General features: G+C 55.0%; 17 protein-coding genes. 1 reads left to right on the top strand and 16 read right to left on the bottom strand.

Going from position 1 to position 15,716, the window contains the following annotated elements; translation table 11 throughout:
• Nucleotides 1-74: 74 nt before the first annotated feature.
• The 14 genes from gpmI to R6U41_RS10520 form a co-directional block, all read right to left on the bottom strand.
• Nucleotides 75-1,400, bottom strand: coding sequence for a 2,3-bisphosphoglycerate-independent phosphoglycerate mutase (gpmI, locus tag R6U41_RS10585; RefSeq protein WP_410269808.1), 1,326 nt, complete (start codon nt 1,398-1,400; stop codon nt 75-77).
• A complete protein-coding gene (gene rsfS / locus R6U41_RS10580; protein ID WP_410269807.1) occupies nt 1,384-1,785 on the bottom strand; it encodes a ribosome silencing factor in 402 nt (133 codons plus the stop codon). The genes gpmI and rsfS overlap by 17 nt, the downstream gene beginning before the upstream one ends.
• Nucleotides 1,782-2,447, bottom strand: a complete 666-nt coding sequence (nadD, locus tag R6U41_RS10575) for a nicotinate-nucleotide adenylyltransferase (RefSeq protein WP_410269806.1) — start codon at nt 2,445-2,447, stop codon at nt 1,782-1,784. Before nadD ends, rsfS begins: the two co-directional genes overlap by 4 nt.
• A 7-nt stretch (nt 2,448-2,454) precedes the next feature.
• Nucleotides 2,455-3,711 (bottom strand): glutamate-5-semialdehyde dehydrogenase, encoded by a 1,257-nt coding sequence (locus R6U41_RS10570; RefSeq protein ID WP_410269805.1) that lies wholly within the window; start codon nt 3,709-3,711, stop codon nt 2,455-2,457.
• A gap of 37 nt (nt 3,712-3,748) precedes the next feature.
• Entirely contained in the window at nt 3,749-4,882 is a 1,134-nt protein-coding gene (gene proB, locus R6U41_RS10565) for a glutamate 5-kinase (RefSeq protein ID WP_410269804.1), read from the bottom strand.
• Complete coding sequence (obgE, locus tag R6U41_RS10560) at nt 4,872-5,885, bottom strand: GTPase ObgE (RefSeq protein ID WP_410269803.1); 1,014 nt, start codon at nt 5,883-5,885, stop codon at nt 4,872-4,874. Before obgE ends, proB begins: the two co-directional genes overlap by 11 nt.
• Nucleotides 5,882-6,136 carry a 50S ribosomal protein L27 gene (gene rpmA, locus R6U41_RS10555; RefSeq protein ID WP_181549657.1) on the bottom strand — a complete coding sequence of 85 codons (255 nt, stop codon included), beginning with the start codon at nt 6,134-6,136 and terminating at the stop codon, nt 5,882-5,884. The genes obgE and rpmA overlap by 4 nt, the downstream gene beginning before the upstream one ends.
• 43 nt (nt 6,137-6,179) lie before the next feature.
• Nucleotides 6,180-6,494 (bottom strand): 50S ribosomal protein L21, encoded by a 315-nt coding sequence (rplU, locus tag R6U41_RS10550; RefSeq protein ID WP_410269802.1) that lies wholly within the window; start codon nt 6,492-6,494, stop codon nt 6,180-6,182.
• Between the two features lie 205 nt (nt 6,495-6,699).
• On the bottom strand, nt 6,700-7,863 hold the full coding sequence (dsrP, locus tag R6U41_RS10545) for a sulfate reduction electron transfer complex DsrMKJOP subunit DsrP (RefSeq protein WP_410269801.1): 1,164 nt from the start codon (nt 7,861-7,863) through the stop codon (nt 6,700-6,702).
• A gap of 15 nt (nt 7,864-7,878) precedes the next feature.
• Entirely contained in the window at nt 7,879-8,691 is an 813-nt protein-coding gene (gene dsrO / locus R6U41_RS10540) for a sulfate reduction electron transfer complex DsrMKJOP subunit DsrO (RefSeq protein WP_410269800.1), read from the bottom strand.
• Complete coding sequence (dsrJ, locus tag R6U41_RS10535) at nt 8,691-9,089, bottom strand: sulfate reduction electron transfer complex DsrMKJOP subunit DsrJ (RefSeq protein ID WP_410269799.1); 399 nt, start codon at nt 9,087-9,089, stop codon at nt 8,691-8,693. Before dsrJ ends, dsrO begins: the two co-directional genes overlap by 1 nt.
• On the bottom strand, nt 9,082-10,710 hold the full coding sequence (gene dsrK / locus R6U41_RS10530) for a sulfate reduction electron transfer complex DsrMKJOP subunit DsrK (RefSeq protein ID WP_410269798.1): 1,629 nt from the start codon (nt 10,708-10,710) through the stop codon (nt 9,082-9,084). Before dsrK ends, dsrJ begins: the two co-directional genes overlap by 8 nt.
• A gap of 2 nt (nt 10,711-10,712) precedes the next feature.
• Nucleotides 10,713-11,717 (bottom strand): sulfate reduction electron transfer complex DsrMKJOP subunit DsrM, encoded by a 1,005-nt coding sequence (dsrM, locus tag R6U41_RS10525; RefSeq protein WP_410269797.1) that lies wholly within the window; start codon nt 11,715-11,717, stop codon nt 10,713-10,715.
• A 92-nt stretch (nt 11,718-11,809) separates the two neighbouring features.
• Entirely contained in the window at nt 11,810-12,358 is a 549-nt protein-coding gene (locus R6U41_RS10520) for an RsbRD N-terminal domain-containing protein (RefSeq protein WP_410269796.1), read from the bottom strand.
• 182 nt (nt 12,359-12,540) lie between these two features.
• Here R6U41_RS10520 and R6U41_RS10515 point away from each other — a divergent pair, with 182 nt between their 5' ends.
• Entirely contained in the window at nt 12,541-12,861 is a 321-nt protein-coding gene (locus R6U41_RS10515) for an Hpt domain-containing protein (protein ID WP_410269795.1), read from the top strand.
• A 31-nt stretch (nt 12,862-12,892) separates the two neighbouring features.
• On the opposite strand, the gene gyrB is transcribed toward R6U41_RS10515, so the two are convergent.
• A complete protein-coding gene (gene gyrB, locus R6U41_RS10510) occupies nt 12,893-15,352 on the bottom strand; it encodes a DNA topoisomerase (ATP-hydrolyzing) subunit B (RefSeq protein WP_410269794.1) in 2,460 nt (819 codons plus the stop codon).
• 193 nt (nt 15,353-15,545) lie between these two features.
• Complete coding sequence (locus tag R6U41_RS10505; protein ID WP_410269809.1) at nt 15,546-15,698, bottom strand: hypothetical protein; 153 nt, start codon at nt 15,696-15,698, stop codon at nt 15,546-15,548.
• Between the last annotated feature and the right edge of the window lie 18 nt (nt 15,699-15,716).

Raw genomic sequence — 15,716 nt, 5'->3', positions numbered from 1 at the left:
GAAAACGAGGACAGAAAGCTGATTCCCTCTCCACGGCAGGTGCGCACCTATGATGAAAAACCCGAAATGAGTGCCTACGAGGTGGCAGAAGAAGCCGTGTCCCGGCTTGAGTCGGAAAAATAAGACCTGATCGTGATCAATTTCGGCAACATGGACATGGTGGGCCATACCGGGGTCATGTTGGCGAAATTGATCACGATCAGGTCGTATTTTTCCGACTCAAGCCGGGACACGGCTTCTTCGGCCACCTCGTAGGCACTCATTTCGGGTTTTTCATCATAGGTGCGCACCTGCCGTGGAGAGGGAATCAGCTTTCTGTCCTCGTTTTCAAACGGGGTCTCCTCCCCGCCGTTGAAAAAATAGGTCACATGGGCGTATTTTTCGGTTTCGGCCATGCGCAGCTGGTGCAGACCGCTTTTGCTGATCACCTCGCCCACGATGTTTGTCAGGTGAACCGGGCCGAAGGCCACGGGCAGGTCAAAGGATTCATCAAACTGGGTCATGGTGACATAGCCGGACAATTTGGGCCGCTTTGTGCGCTCAAAATGCGCAAACGGGTCTTCGGTAAACGCCCGGGTGATCTGCCGGGCCCGGTCCGGGCGGAAGTTGTAGAAAATAATGCCGTCGTCATCAGCCACCGTGCCCATTGGTTCGCCCTGGCTGTCCGTGATGACCACCGGCTTGACAAACTCGTCTGTGTCGCCCCTGGTGTAGGCGTTTTTTACGGCGCGCACCGGGTCTGTTTCCGGCTCTCCCTGGCCCAGGGTATAGAGCTCATAGGCCATGCGCGTGCGGTCCCAGCGGGTGTCGCGATCCATGGAATAATAACGGCCGCACAAAGTGGCGATTTTGGCATACGGATGTTTTTCCAGTTTTTCCTGGATTTGGCGAACATACCCCACGCCGCTGTCCGGCGGGGTGTCTCTGCCGTCTAAAATCGGATGGATATAAACCTTTTCAAGCCCGTAGCGCCCGGCCATTTCCACTAAGGCAAACAAATGCGCAAGCTGGCTGTGGACCCCGGCATCCGAGGCAAGGCCCATGAGATGAAGGGCTGAGCCCTTGTCACGCACGGTTTTCATAATTTCGGCCAGGGCCGGATTTTCAAAAAAGGAGCCGTCCTTGATGGCCAGATCAATGCGCAGCAGCACCTGGTAGACCACCCGGCCGGCGCCAATGTTTAAATGGCCCACCTCGGAGTTTCCCATAACCCCTTCCGGAAGGCCCACGGCCGGTCCCGTGCATTCCAGATAAGTATTCGGGCAGGTTTCCATGAGGCGGTCCAGAAACGGGGTATTGGCAACGGACAATGCATTGTCCGGTCCGGCCGGGGCAAGACCCCAGCCGTCTAAAATCAAAAGCAGGCATCGGTTTTTGGGAAAATCATTCATCACTGTCATCACTTCCTTCAGCCGGTTGTTGAAATTGGGGATATACAGACAAGTCAATGCGCCGGGCATCGGCCCACAGGCTTTCCAGGTCGTAAAACCGCCGCACCGGATCATAAAAAATATGGATGATCACGTAGCCGTAATCAATCAGGGCCCACTGGCCGTCCTTGACCCCTTCAACGCTCAAGGGCCGGATTCCGGCTTTTTTGAGCTCGGATTCCACATACTCGGCAATGGCGGATACCTGCCGGCTGGACCGGCCGCTGCAGATCATAAACACGTCTGCCACGTCCGTGACCCGGGCAACGTCTAAGGCCACCAGCTCCATTGCCTTTCGGCCCAGGATGGCTTGCACAAACGGCTTTAAATCCGGTTCGGTTTTTGCCCCTGTCATATATACAACCCCTTTTGGTAAATATAGCGCTCTGCCGCCTCGGGCACAAGGTAGCGGATGGATTTCCCCTGTGCGGCCAAAGAACGGATCCGGCTGGCGGAAATATCCAAAGCCGTTGCCTCAAACCAGTAAACCGCCTGCTTATCCGGGTGTTGAAACCGCCGGGCCGCCGGATCATATTCATAGCTGGCAGATATGCGGCCAAAAATCACCTCTGCCATTTTTTCTTTCGGGTCCGCGGGTGCCGGCCGGGAGATGACAATCACCTCGATGGTGTCAAACAGGCCATGGTAATCCTTCCAGGTGTCGATTTCCGCAAAAGCGTCCAGGCCCATGATCAAAAAGCAGCGGGCGCCTTGGGGCAGCATGGCGGAAACCTGGCTTACCGTGTCAATGGTATAGGATCGGCCCGGCCGGCGCAGCTCTGCGTCCGAAATTTCAAAGCCGGGGTGTTCGGAAATGGCGGCCTGAAGCATTTTATAGCGGTCTTGGGCCGGGGCCAGATCCTTGTCGGTCTTGTGGGGCGGATTGGCTGCGGGGATGAAATAGATTTTGTCTATGCCAAAGGCCTCGCGCACCTCTTCGGCCATGCGCAGATGGGCCAGATGCACAGGATTAAACGTTCCCCCGAAAAGCCCGGCCTTGATTTGCATCGGATCCATACCTGGTTTACGTCCGGATCTGGCCGGTTCCCAGAACCACGAACTTGGTGGTGGTCAGTTCCCGAAGGCCCATGGGGCCGAAGGCATGCAGCTTTGAAGTGCTGATGCCCATTTCCGCGCCAAGGCCGAGCTGGCCGCCGTCGTTAAACCGGGTGGAGGCGTTGACCAGCACCACGGATGAGTCGGCCTCCTGCAAAAACCGGTGGGCGCGCTGGTAATGGCTCGTGACAACGGCCTCTGTGTGCTGGGAGCTGTAAGCGGCAATATGAGCCAAGGCCTCGTCCATGGATTCAACGGTTTTCACCGCCAAAATCAGATCCAGGTATTCCTCAGGCCAGTCGGCTTCCGTGGCTGCGGCAATATCGGGCAGAATTTGGCGGGTTTTTTCACATCCCCGCAGTTCCACGCCAGCCTGGCCAAACTGCCGGGCCATTTCCGGCAAAAAGGTTTGCGCCGCATCCTGGTGCACCAGAAGGGTTTCCATGGCATTGCACACCCCCGGGCGCTGGACCTTGGCATTCATGCAGATTTCCATGGCCATGGCCGGTTCTGCCGAGGCGTCCACGTAAACGTGGCAGACCCCCTTGTAATGCTTGAGCACGGGAATTTTGGAATTTTCCGCCACAAACCGGATCAGGCCCTCACCGCCCCGGGGGATGATAAGATCCACATACGCGTCCTGACTTAGCAGGGCGTTGACCGCCTCGCGGTCCCGCACGGAAATAAAACTGACCGCGGTTTCAGGCAGGCCGGATTCGGCCAGGCCCGCGGCCACGGTTTCGGCCAGGATCTGGTTGGAGTGCAGGGACTCTGATCCGCCCCGCAGAATCACCGCATTTCCGGACTTGATGCAGAGCCCGGCCGCGTCAATGGTCACGTTGGGCCGGGATTCGTAGATAATGCCGATCACCCCCAGGGGAATGCGCATGCGGCTGACCGCCAGGCCGTTGGGCCGGACCCAGGTGCCGTCCATGGAACCCACCGGGTCTTCCAGGGCAGCGACATCCTTTAACCCGTCTGCCATGGCTGAAAGCACCTTGTCTGTGATGGTCAGCCGGTCGATCATGGCCGCAGACAATCCCTGGTTTCGGGCCTCGTCCACGTCTTTTGCGTTTTGGGCCTGAATTTCAGCCTTGTTTTCAATGAGTTTTTCGGCAATGCGGTTTAAGGCGCTGTTTTTCTGTACGGATGAACATCGGGCCAAGGCCCTGGCGCCCTGGCCGGCCGCCTTTGCCATTTCCGCCACTGTGGTTTCGATATTCATGGCATCCGTCCTTTCCTGGTATTTTTCGGCCATTTTCTTACCCCAGAAGGGTCATGTTGTTTCTGTGAATGACCTCGTCATAGGATTTATGCCCCAGCTTCTCGCTGATCTGGCACGACTGGCAGCCCATGATCCGGCGGATCTCGGCTGCGCTGTAGTTGACCAGGCCCGCTGCCAGGTGCCGGCCCTCTGGATCCACGATATGCACCGGCGAGCCCGCGCCGAAATCACCGGCCACATCCCGGATGCCGCCGGAAAGCAGGCTTTTTCCCTTCTCCAGGATGGCCCGGGCCGCGCCCTGGTCAATGATGACCTCGCCCCTGGGTTTTAAGGCAAACCCGATCCAGGATTTCCGGTTGGGAATCCGGCTGTGGGCGGGCGCAAAAAACGTACCCCGGGCCCGGCCTTCAAATAGCCGGATCAGCACGTCTTCTTCCCGGCCGTTGGCAATGACCATTGGAATGCCGGCAACCGTAACCTTGCGCGCTGCCCGGATTTTTGACAGCATCCCGCCTGTGCCCAGCACACCGGGCAGGCCGCTCGCGGTTTTTTCAAGGTCCCGGGTAATTCGCTCCACCACCGGGATCTGGCGGGCTTCGGGATCTGTTCTGGGATCGCCGGTATACAGGCCGTCGATATCGGTGAGATTGACCAGGATGTCGGCATTCATCATCAGGGCAATCAAAGCGGAAAGATTGTCATTGTCCCCGAACTTGATCTCCTCGACCACCACGGTGTCGTTTTCGTTGATAATGGGCACCACGTGCCAGGCCATAAGGGTGTGCAGGGTGTTTCGGGCGTTTAGATACCGCCGCCGGCTCACAGACAGATCATCGCTGGTCAGCAGAATCTGGGCCACCTGCCGGTTGTAGCGGGCAAATGCGTTTTCATAGCACAAAATCAGGCCGGCCTGGCCCACGGCCGCCATGGCCTGGCGCTTGGGGATTTCCTCGGGCCGGCGGTCCAGTCCGATTTTTTTCTGGCCCGAGGCCATAGCCCCGGATGAGACCAGCAGAATCTCCAGCCCGTTTCGGGTCAGATGGCAGATCTGGCGGCTTAAGCTGGCAATCACATCGGTGTTTAGCCCGTCATCTGCGGTCAGCACCCCGCTTCCCACCTTGACCACCACGCGCCGGGCCTGATCAAAAAAGGTTTTGCGGTCAATTTCCATTGAAGTGTTTTCCGGAGTTGACAATCTCGTTTAGCTTATTGACAAGTTGGGCAACGCCTTTGCCTGTGGCAGCGGAAATTTTGATCACCGGCAGGTTGCCGGCCGCACGGATAAAGGCCTCAGCCCGGGTTTTGCTGTCGGGCAAATCCATCTTGTTTAGCACCACCACCTGGTTTTTTTCCGCCAGCTCCGGGTTAAATCCCGCCAGTTCACTATTGATGGCCCTGTACCCGGAAAGGGGATCATCTGCGTCAATCTCTGAGGCATCCACCAGGTGCAGCAATACCCGGGTGCGCTCAACGTGCCGCAGAAACCGCGTGCCCAGACCCGCTCCCTGGTGGGCGCCCTGGATCAACCCCGGGATGTCGGCCACCACAAAGGGCTCACCTGTCTCCGGGCTCACCACGCCGAGCACCGGATTGATGGTGGTAAACGGGTAATCGGCAACCTTTGGCCGCGCAGAAGAGATCCGCCTGATCAGGGTTGATTTGCCGGCATTGGGAAAACCGATAATGCCGATGTCGGCAAGGAGCTTGAGATCCAGCTTCAGGCTGCGGGTTTCGCCCGGCTCGCCCGGCTGGGCGTGTCTGGGGGCGCGGTTGGTGGAGGTGGCAAAGCGCCGGTTGCCCCGGCCGCCCCGGCCGCCTTTGGCAACCACAAACGTTTCCCCGGGTGTGACGCAGTCATGGATTATTTCATCGGTTTGCCGGTCCCGGATCACGGTGCCGGGCGGAACTTCAATGATTAAATCCTGGCCGTTTTTTCCGGTTTTCTGGCTTCCCTGGCCGTGGCCGCCGCTGGCTGCCTGAAACTGGCGTTTGAAACGGAACTGGTGAAGGGTTCGCAAACGATGCGATGTGTGGATTCGTACATTGCCGCCGTGGCCGCCGTCTCCGCCGTCCGGGCCGCCTTTGGGAATGTATTTCTCCCGCCTGAAGCTCACGCATCCCCGGCCCCCGTGGCCGGCGGCCACGTCAATTACAACTTCATCGATGAATTTCACGCCGCATAAACGCTGACTTTTTTCCGGGAGCGCCCGAGACGTTCATAACTCACCATTCCGTCGATCTTGGAAAACAGGGTGTAATCCTTTCCCATGCCGACGTTCTCACCGGGATGTATTTTGGTGCCAAGCTGTCGCACCAGGATGTTGCCGGCCCGAACTTTCTGTCCGCCGTACCGCTTGACTCCCCGGCGCTGTCCCTGGGAGTCCCTGCCGTTTTTAGAGCTTCCGCCCGCTTTTTTGTGTGCCATTTTCCGTATACCTCATATAAAAATTTGGATCAGCAAAAAATTGTTACGCACCTGCGATATCATCGATCTGCACGGCCGTGTAGGACTGGCGGTGACCTTTTTTCAGGCGGTAGCGCTTGCGGCGCTTGTATTTGAACACCAGAATTTTCTTGGACCGCGCCTGTTCCACGATCCGGGCCTGCACCGACGCGTTTTCCAGCACCGGCTGACCCAGGGATACCGCGTCACCGTCTGACAGCATCAAGACCTTGTCAAAGGTCACGCTGTCGCCCACATCCCCGGCGATCTTCTCGATGCGCAGCACATCGCCTTTTGTTACTTTATATTGCTTGCCCCCTGTGGCAACAACTGCATACATGGCTAAAACCTCCCAGAAACTCATATTTTCAAAATTTATCTAATATACCCGATTTTATCCGTTTGTCAATAAAAATTGACGGCGCCATCTGTAAACTCATTTTTTAGGATTACATCAAAATCGGCAGATACGTAAAAGGGTTCACCCATCGGGTTATGATGAGTGAACCCCGGAAAAAATCGTTTTTGAAAAACTGCGGCCCGGACTATCCCTGGCCGGCCACTTCCCTTTTGACGCTGGTGACCACCTTGTACAAAAGGGTCAGCACCAGAAATCCAAGGGCGTACACGCCGATGGTGATGACAATCTCGGGAATCGACGGAATGTATTCGTTGACCTCGTGTAAGGGGTTGGGCACAAACCCGCCGGAGATCATCCCCAGTCCCTTGTCAATCCAGGTGCCCACAAACACAAACGCGCAGGAAAAAATCAGTGTTGTTTCATTTCGCCGGGCTGCGGGAATGATCAGGAAAATCACCGCCAGTACCATCAGGGCCATGGAACTCCACATCCAGGGCACCAGGGCATCATGGCCGTGGAGACCGAAAAACAGGTACTGCAGATGGCTCATATGTTCCGGGATCTGGCTGTAGACGGCCACAAACACTTCGCAGAGAAAGAAAAACAGGTTGGCCAGCACGGCATAGGCCACGATCTTGGCCAGGGTCTGCCGGGCCTGGGTTCCGGCGTCAAAGCCGGTAAACCGGCGAATGATAAAGCTCAGCAGAATCAGAAACGCCGGGCCTGCGGCAAAGGCGGATGCCAGAAAGCGGGGGGCCAGCACCGCGGTCAGCCAGAAGCCCCTTCCGGGAAGACCGCAGTAGAGAAATGCGGTGACCGTGTGAATGCTCACCGCCCAGGGGATGGAAAGATAGATCAGGGGCTTGATCCATTTTTCCGGGGCCGTGTTATTTCGCTCCGCATCCAGCACATTCCAGCCGATGAGGATGTTTAAGAACAAATACCCGTTTAAGACGATCATGTCCCAGAACAGCATGGAATTTGGCGTGGGATAGAAGATCACGTTTAACAGCCGCATGGGCTGGCCCAGGTCCACAATGATAAACAGCATGCACATGAGCACCGAGGCCACGGCCAAAAACTCGCCCAGCACCGTGATCTTGCCGAAGGTCTTGTAATCGTGCAGGTAGTAGGGCAGCACCAGCATCACCGCCGATGCGGCCACCCCGACCAGAAAGGTGAACTGGGCGATGTAAAACCCCCAGGTTACATCCCGGCTCATGCCTGTAATGCCCAGGCCAAAGTCGAGCTGGCGCAGGTAGACAACGAATCCGACGGCAATCACCACCGCCAGGGCCAGCAGCCACATCCAGTAGGTCTTGCTTCCTTTAAGCGCTTTTTCTAGCATAGCTCCCTCATACGATCAAACGATATAGAACACCGAGGGGAAGGTCCCCAGGTTCGGTTTCCGCCGGATGGCATACTCGTCTGCCAGCAGTTTGCGAATATCAGAGTCCGGGTCATTGAGATCCCCGAAGGTCAGTGCGCCCCCGGAGGCCTCCACGCAGGCCGGCATCTTGCCCACAGCCAGGCGTTCTGCGCAGAAATTGCATTTTTCCACCACCCCTTTCATTCGGGTTGGAAAATCCGGATTTTCCTCTTCTATGGCCGGCCGCGGGTCACGGAAGTTAAAGCTGCGGGCGCCGAACGGGCAGGCGGCCATACAGAACCGGCAGCCGATGCACCGGTGGAAATCCATGAGCACGATACCGTCTTTTTCCCGCTTGAAAGTGGCCTTGGTGGGGCATGCGCGAACACAGGGCGGGTTGTCGCAATGGTTGCACAACACCGGAACCGGTGCGTGTTCCAGCCTGTCGGACAGGAATTCGGCTTCCTGGCCCGGAAAGGCATGCTTGAACTCGGTTGCCCAGATCCACTTGATTTCATGATTTTTTTTATCAAACTTGCCGATATGGTCGGGCACGTTGTGGATGCTGTGGCAGGCTTCTTCCATTTTCCGGCAGGTGCGCTCGTCCAGGTTGCGGGTGTCGATCACCATCCCCCAGCGCCGGGCGTGTTTGGCCTCTGGCCGGTGGCCGAACTCCGGCCCGGGTGCGGCGCCCGGGCCTGCGGCAATCGCGGGTCTGCCCGCAAGGCCGATGAGCATGGAACCGGCACCGACTCCCAGTATGGAAAATCCTGCGGTTTTCAAAAAGCGTCTTCTGCTGTTTTCCATTACTCTGTCTCCTCCGGATATGTATGACAATCCCAGCAATAGGGATCCACCGAGGTGTAATTATGGCAGCTGTCGCAAAACTCCTCCTTATTGGAGTGGCAGTCCATGCAGGTGTTGGAAAGGCTGGCTTCATACTCCTTGCCGTTTTCGGCCTTGTAGATCCGCTTGCCGTCCCGGACCACCGTATCCCGCCATTGATCAAGAATCTGCATATGCTCGGTGCGCATATGATCGGTTTCGGCAATACAGGTTTCCGCTTCCTTGGCGTTATCGGTCAGTTCCGGTTCCGGAGCCTTGGCGGCTCCGGCGGCGCCGAAAATCAGGTTGAACCAGAAGGGAAACAGCAACACTACAAAAAAGATGACCAAGCCCGCGATGATCTTGTTCTTATCATTCATCGGCGTCTTCCTCCGTTTCTTCGTTCAGGGGTTCGAAGCGCAGGTCCATGGTCCGCTCGATTTCCCCGTCCATCACCAGCGCATTGCCCACCAGTTCGTGAATGCCAGTTACGCCGACATCGGGCACCCAGTAATCCATCAACGGCGGAAAGGCGGCGCGGTCAATGGCGCATATGCAGGAAAGCATATTGACCCCGAACTTGTCATGGACATGCTTGACCGCGTTGGCCCGCGGCAGGCCGCCGAGCAGCCGCAGTTCCATAATCTCTTCAGTGTTGAGTCCCGATCCGCTGCCGCAGCAGAATGTCTGTTCCCGGATGGTATTTTCCGGCATTTCGTAAAAATGGTTGCAGACGCTGTTGAGCACGTACCGCGGTTCATCAAGCAGGCCCATTGCGCGGGAGGGGTTGCAGGAATCGTGAAAAGTGACCACGTGCTTGTCATTTCTGGATGGATCGAGTTTCAGCTTGTTGTTGCGGAGCAGGTCTGCGGTAAACTCGGTTATGTGAACCATTCGGGTGGAAGCCGCGTTTTCAAACACCGTTCCGGTGATCGGGGATTTGGGCACTTCCCCGAAGTCCGCAGGCCCGTTCATGGTATCCATGTACTGGTTGATCACCCGCCACATATGGCCGCACTCGCCGCCAAGGATCCACTTGACCCCGAGCCTTCTGGCTTCGGCATACATCTTGGCGTTCAGCCGTTTCATCACCTCTGAAGAGGTAAACAGGCCGAAGTTGCCGCCCTCGGAGGCGTAGGTGGACAGGGTGTAGTCCAGGCCAAGGTGTTCAAACAGGAGCAGATATCCCATGAAAGTATAGGTGCCAGGATCGGCAAAAACGTCGCCGGAGGGAACAATAAACAGAATCTCGGCGCCCTTGCGGTTAAACGAGGGGTTGATGCGCACACCAGTGATTTCTTCAATATCGTCACAGAAAAAATCCACCATGTCCTTAAAGGCGTGGGGCTGGATTCCCAGGTGGTTGCCGGTACGGAAGCAGTTGGCAACCGGCTCCAGGACCCAGTTGATGTTGAGTCCCAGCAGCGACAGGAGTTCCCGGCCCATCATGGTCACTTCTGCGGTGTCAATGCCGTAGGGGCAGTACACCGAGCATCGCCGGCATTCCGTGCACTGGTAAAAATAGGAAAACCATTCCTTTAATACCTGCTTTGTCAGGGGCCGGCCGCCGTTGATCTTTTTTAAAATCTTTCCGGCGGTGGTAAAGTCATTGCGGTACACCGAGCGAAGAAGTTCCGCGCGGAGCACCGGCATGTTTTTGGGATCACCGGTACCAATGAAAAAATGGCATTTGTCCGCACATGCCCCGCACCGGACGCAGACATCCATGAAAATTTTCAGGGAGCGGTACTTTTCCAGCCGGTCCTTGAATCCCTCGTGGATGATTTCCTTCCAGTTGTCCGGAATGGGCCATTCCTCGTCTGCCGGCGACCACTCATCCTTGGTGGTGGTGGGCAGGTCCAGATATTCCAAATTCTTTTTCTTGGTGGGATAGCAGAACCGGCCTTCGGAAAGATCAGGCGGAATCTCTTCCCACGGCTCATCCGGCAGGCTGTGATCAATATTTTGAAACAGTTCTTCGGGTTTCGGCGTCTCTGCCATAGCTACTCCTTTTCAACTGGAAGGCCAGCCTCTTTCATTTTATCTCTGAAATCGTCTTCATATTCTTCGTAAGTATGGGTCTTGACCGGATAATTCCAGGGGTTGACATGGCGCTTGGCCCGGGAATTATTGGCCAGGTTGCGGGTGGGGCTCAAAAAGACACCGCCCATGTGCATCAGCTTGCTAAACGGGATATAGGCCACCAGAAGAGAAACAAAAAACAGGTGCACGTAAAAAAGCCCGCTGATGGATCCCTCGGGAATCGAGGGCTGGAAGGTGGCCAGTCCCATGGTCAGTTCCTTGACCCGGACCACGTCCACCTTGCTGATATAACGCATCATCAGGCCGGTTACCGCAATGCCGATGATCAGAAACAACGGAAAGTAATCGGCCGGCCTGGAAATGTAGACCAATTTCGGCAAAAATACCCGGCGCAGCAGAAGCAGCGAAGCACCAGCCAGCAAAACCACCCCGGAAATAAACAAATTGGGCAGCATAATCTGGAGCATGCCGTCGATGCGCTCGAGCATGGTGACAAAAAACGGCACAGGCTCGGCAAAAAACCGGAGATGCCGGATCACCACAACCAGAAAGGAATAATGAAACATCAGAGCAAACAGCCACAGCCACACCACCCATTTGTAGGTGATTTTCTGACCGTCTTTTCCGAATCCGGTTCTGAGATTTTTAAACAAAGATCGAAACAGCAGGATTTCAAGAGCCATGCGGACCACCACCTGGCCGGTGGTATAGGGGCTGTCAAACTTGTTTTGTTTGATCCACGGCAGACTCTTTTGCTGGCCCATGGTCGTGGGAATCCGGAAAGGAACCGGGGATTTGGTCCAATCCAGAATCTTGTTGGCAAAGCCGATCAGAAAAACAATCAGGGCGAGATACGGTATGATCACGCCGAATAAAACTTCGAGTCCAGCTGCTTCCGCGCCTGCGTATGCGATCAGTCCCAGAAGCACAACTGTAATGAGGGAATACAAATACGCTGCATTCATTGACCACCACCTCGCTTTGCCCGGCTGCGGCATGTGCCGGAGTATCCCGACCCCGGGCCGCCATGCCGGTTGTGCCGGTTAACCTTGTTTGTTTATTCCATAACTGCCGGATCGATATCCGGCAATTCGCTAATCAGCTCATTTTTGACCAGCAGCTGCCGGACACTGTCTCGCGCCTGCCGGGCCCGAAGGGTATAAACATGCTTCTTGCAGCCCATATAAAGATCAAAAGCCGTCAGCAGGGCTTGGTCAGCATGTTCGGCAATTTTATCCATCCTGATTTTATCCGCCCTGGCTGCATGCCTTACGGCTTTGCCATCCCCGGCCATGATCGCCTTGATCTGGGTTATAAAACCAAGAGCCGCCGAAGGTGCCAGTTCCTGTATGGCCCGGACGCGGACCATGGGATCGAGGGCCTGGCGGGCGGCGTCCGGATCATAGGCGTCTGCTGCCAGTACTTCAAACAGATTTCTGATGCCATTTCTGAAGGCGGATCCCACCGGGTTGGCAAACGGGTCGGTGGTATCTTTGAAAAAACGGGCGGATTCATTGGGATAAGTGCTCATCAGCGCATCAAGCCACTGATCCATCCACTTTTCTTTTCTGGCGGAGACAATGTCCTGAAATTTTTCTTCCGGCATTTGCGAAATTCTCTTTTAACTTAAATTCAAATGAATTACGTAATTTAAAGGTGTTGACTATATGCAAAACCCGCTATATTGTCAAGCAAATTCAAATCAACAAGGCAGACGCAACCTGTTTTTGACCCGGCTTTTTTGCAATGGCCGGGCATAATAACGTCGCATACCGGGAACCATACAATATGGATATTGAAAAACAAGCCGCGCAGCTGGGCATGGATGAAGCCGAATACAAAGTGCTGCTCCGCCTTTTTGTCCAGACATCGGTGGCGGAACTATCTGATTTGCAAGATTCAATAAAAGCAGGGGGCCATGAAAAAGCAAAACACCTGCTCCACTCCTTTAAAGGCGCATCTGTCAACCTCGGATTCACGGAGTTGGCCGACCAAAGCCTTTATCTGCAAAACCTTGTTGATTCAGACCCGGGTCAGGCCCCGGAGTTGATCCGGAAACTGATCCGGGAAATCCGGGATCTGGAAAAGTATTTCACCGCATCCCGGTAAAGCGCCGGCCTTGGTAGGCCGGCCAATCGGTCTAAATGTCGAGCATGCTGACTTCCAGGGCGTTGCTCTGGATAAAATTGCGCCGCGGCTCCACCTCGTCTCCCATGAGGATGGTGAAAATATCGTCGGTATCCACGATGTTTTCCACATTTACCTGCAGCAGAGTCCGGCTTTCCGGATTCATTGTGGTGGCCCACAGCTGATCCGGATTCATTTCTCCCAGACCTTTGTAGCGCTGAATGGAAAGCCCTTTTTTGCCTTCCTCCATGAGGTAATGGATCAGAGCCTCCTTGGTTTTGACCACCACAGGATCGGATTCTTTCTGCTCGTCTTCGCCGGCCTTATAAATTTCAAATTCATCTCCGTCATAGGGCTCGATATCTTCATAAAGGGTTAGGGCCTTCTGGTAGTCCTTGGAATGCACCAGACTGCGGCCAATTTTGACCGTGATCTGCTTTTTCTCGGATATGTCTGAAAACATCTGCTCCATTTCATCCGCCTGTTTGGGATACACCAGCAGTTCAAAGACATTTCGCTCCTCGTTCCATTCCGGCTCGCCCACGGTAAACCCCCCCTGTTCAAGGACGCTTCGCAGGTGCGCAACCCTGCCTTGATCCTGCATGTGGCTTTTGTCGGATATGCCTGTGCGGATCATGGTTTCAACGAGTTCCGCATATATTCCATGGCGCTGCAGGCGGCCAAGCATGGTCAGGTATTCGGCCATGCTGGTGACCAGAAGATAAAACCGGTGGCCGGTCAATACCGCGTCCTCACTGCTCTGTATCCGGGCCTTGATATATTTTTCATCGCAGGCGCGCCGCAGGATATGCTCGATGTATTCCTTTTCATCCTTGAGGTAATTGTCCTTTTTGCCCCGGCTGAGTTTAAACAGCGGGGGCTGGGCAATATACAAATACCCCCTTTCGATGAGCTCGGGCATCTGGCGGTAGAAAAAGGTCAGCAGCAGGGTGCGGATATGGGACCCGTCCACATCCGCGTCTGTCATGATAATGATCTTGTGGTACTTGATTTTGCTGATGTCATATTCCTCGCTGCCGATGCCTGTTCCCAGGGCGGTGATCATGTTTTTGATCTCCTCGCTACGCAACAGCTTGTCAAACCGGGCCTTTTCCACGTTTAAAATCTTGCCCTTCAGGGGTAGGATGGCCTGGGTTTTCCGGTCCCGGCCCTGCTTGGCGGATCCGCCTGCGGAATCGCCCTCCACGATGAACAATTCCCGGAGTTCCGGCCTGGATTCCTGACAATCGGCCAGCTTGCCCGGCAGGGTGGAGTCCAGGAGGCTTCCCTTGCTGCGCGCCATATCCCGGGCTCTTTTGGCCGCATCCCGGGCCCGGGCCGCATCCACGGCCTTGCCGATGATCTTTTTGGCAATGGAGGGGTTTTCTTCGAGGAATATGCTGAATTTTTCGTGGATCAGCGACTCCACGATACCCTTTACTTCACTGTTGCCCAGCTTTGTCTTAGTCTGGCCCTCAAACTGGGGTGACATGATCCGAACGCTGATCACCGCAGTCAGGCCCTCGCGTACGTCATCGCCGGTAATCTTCGCCTTGGCCTTTTTTCCGGCATCCGATGCTGCAACATACTGATTCAAAGTCCTTGTCAGGCCGGTTTTAAACCCGATTAAGTGAAACCCGCCTTCTATGGTGTTGATGTTGTTGGCAAAGGAAAAAATTTTCTCATTATAAGTGTCATTGTACTGGATGGCGATTTCCACCTGGATATCGTTTTTCTCGCCTTCCACGAAAATGGGTTCGTGAACCGCGGTGTGCCGGCGGTTGAGATATTCCACGAACTCGGCAATCCCGCCCTGGTAGCAGAATTCCTCTTTTTCATCGCCTCGCTCGTCTTCAAGGACAATTCTGATTCCCTTGTTTAAAAACGCCAGTTCCCGCAGCCTGCGGTTTAAGGTATTATAATCAAATTCATCAGTGGTCAGAATTTGGGTATCCGGCTTGAACCGGATCAGGGTCCCGGTTTTTTCAGTCTCTCCGATTTCCTGGAGTTCAGAGGTTTTATCCCCGCCACTGTAGCTTTGGTAATAGATTTTGCCTTCCTTGTAGACCCATACCTCCAGCACGGCAGATAGGGCGTTGACCACGGAAACCCCCACCCCGTGCAGCCCCCCGGAAACCTTGTAGGAGTCATGATCGAACTTGCCGCCGGCGTGCAGCTTGGTTAGCACCACCTCAAGGGCGGGCATATTTTCGGATTTGTGCATGCCCACGGGAATGCCCCGGCCGTTGTCTTCCACGCTCACGCTTTTATCCGTGTGTACCGTTACCCAGATGGTGTCGCAATACCCGGCCATGGCCTCGTCAATGCTGTTGTCCACGATTTCATAGACCAGGTGATGCAGTCCCTGGAAATCAACATTTCCGATATACATTGAAGGCCGCATGCGTACCGCCTGCAGCCCTTTTAACACGTTGATGCTGTTGTGATCGTAGGTATAATTGGGATCTGTCATAGTCTTCTCGTCTCTTGGAAAGTCGGTTGCAGCCTTTTATATCTTGATGGCGTCGTAAAAGTCCAATATCTGCGTTATGCGCAATTTCTCAGAATTTCACGTACGGATAACTACGCTGCATTCTTCGAAATTGCGCAAGCCTTAATCTTGAACTTTTACGGCACCATCTGAAATCAGACTTTTTACGGTGCCATCATATCTTCATCGGCATGATAATGTTTAAATACGACAGGTCGTCTTCGGCCCGGACAATGCACGGATGATCCTCGTCCTGGATATTGAGGCGAACCTTGTCCGTGCTGATAAAATTGAGCGCATCAATGAAATATCTGGGATTAAATGCAATCTCCTGCTGGTGCCGGTC

It is taken from the genome of Desulfosalsimonas sp. (assembly GCF_046483245.1).
Lineage (GTDB): Bacteria > Desulfobacterota > Desulfobacteria > Desulfobacterales > Desulfosalsimonadaceae > Desulfosalsimonas.
The sequence above is the reverse complement of the archived record's forward strand: the minus strand, read 5'-3'. Positions and strand labels throughout refer to the sequence as shown.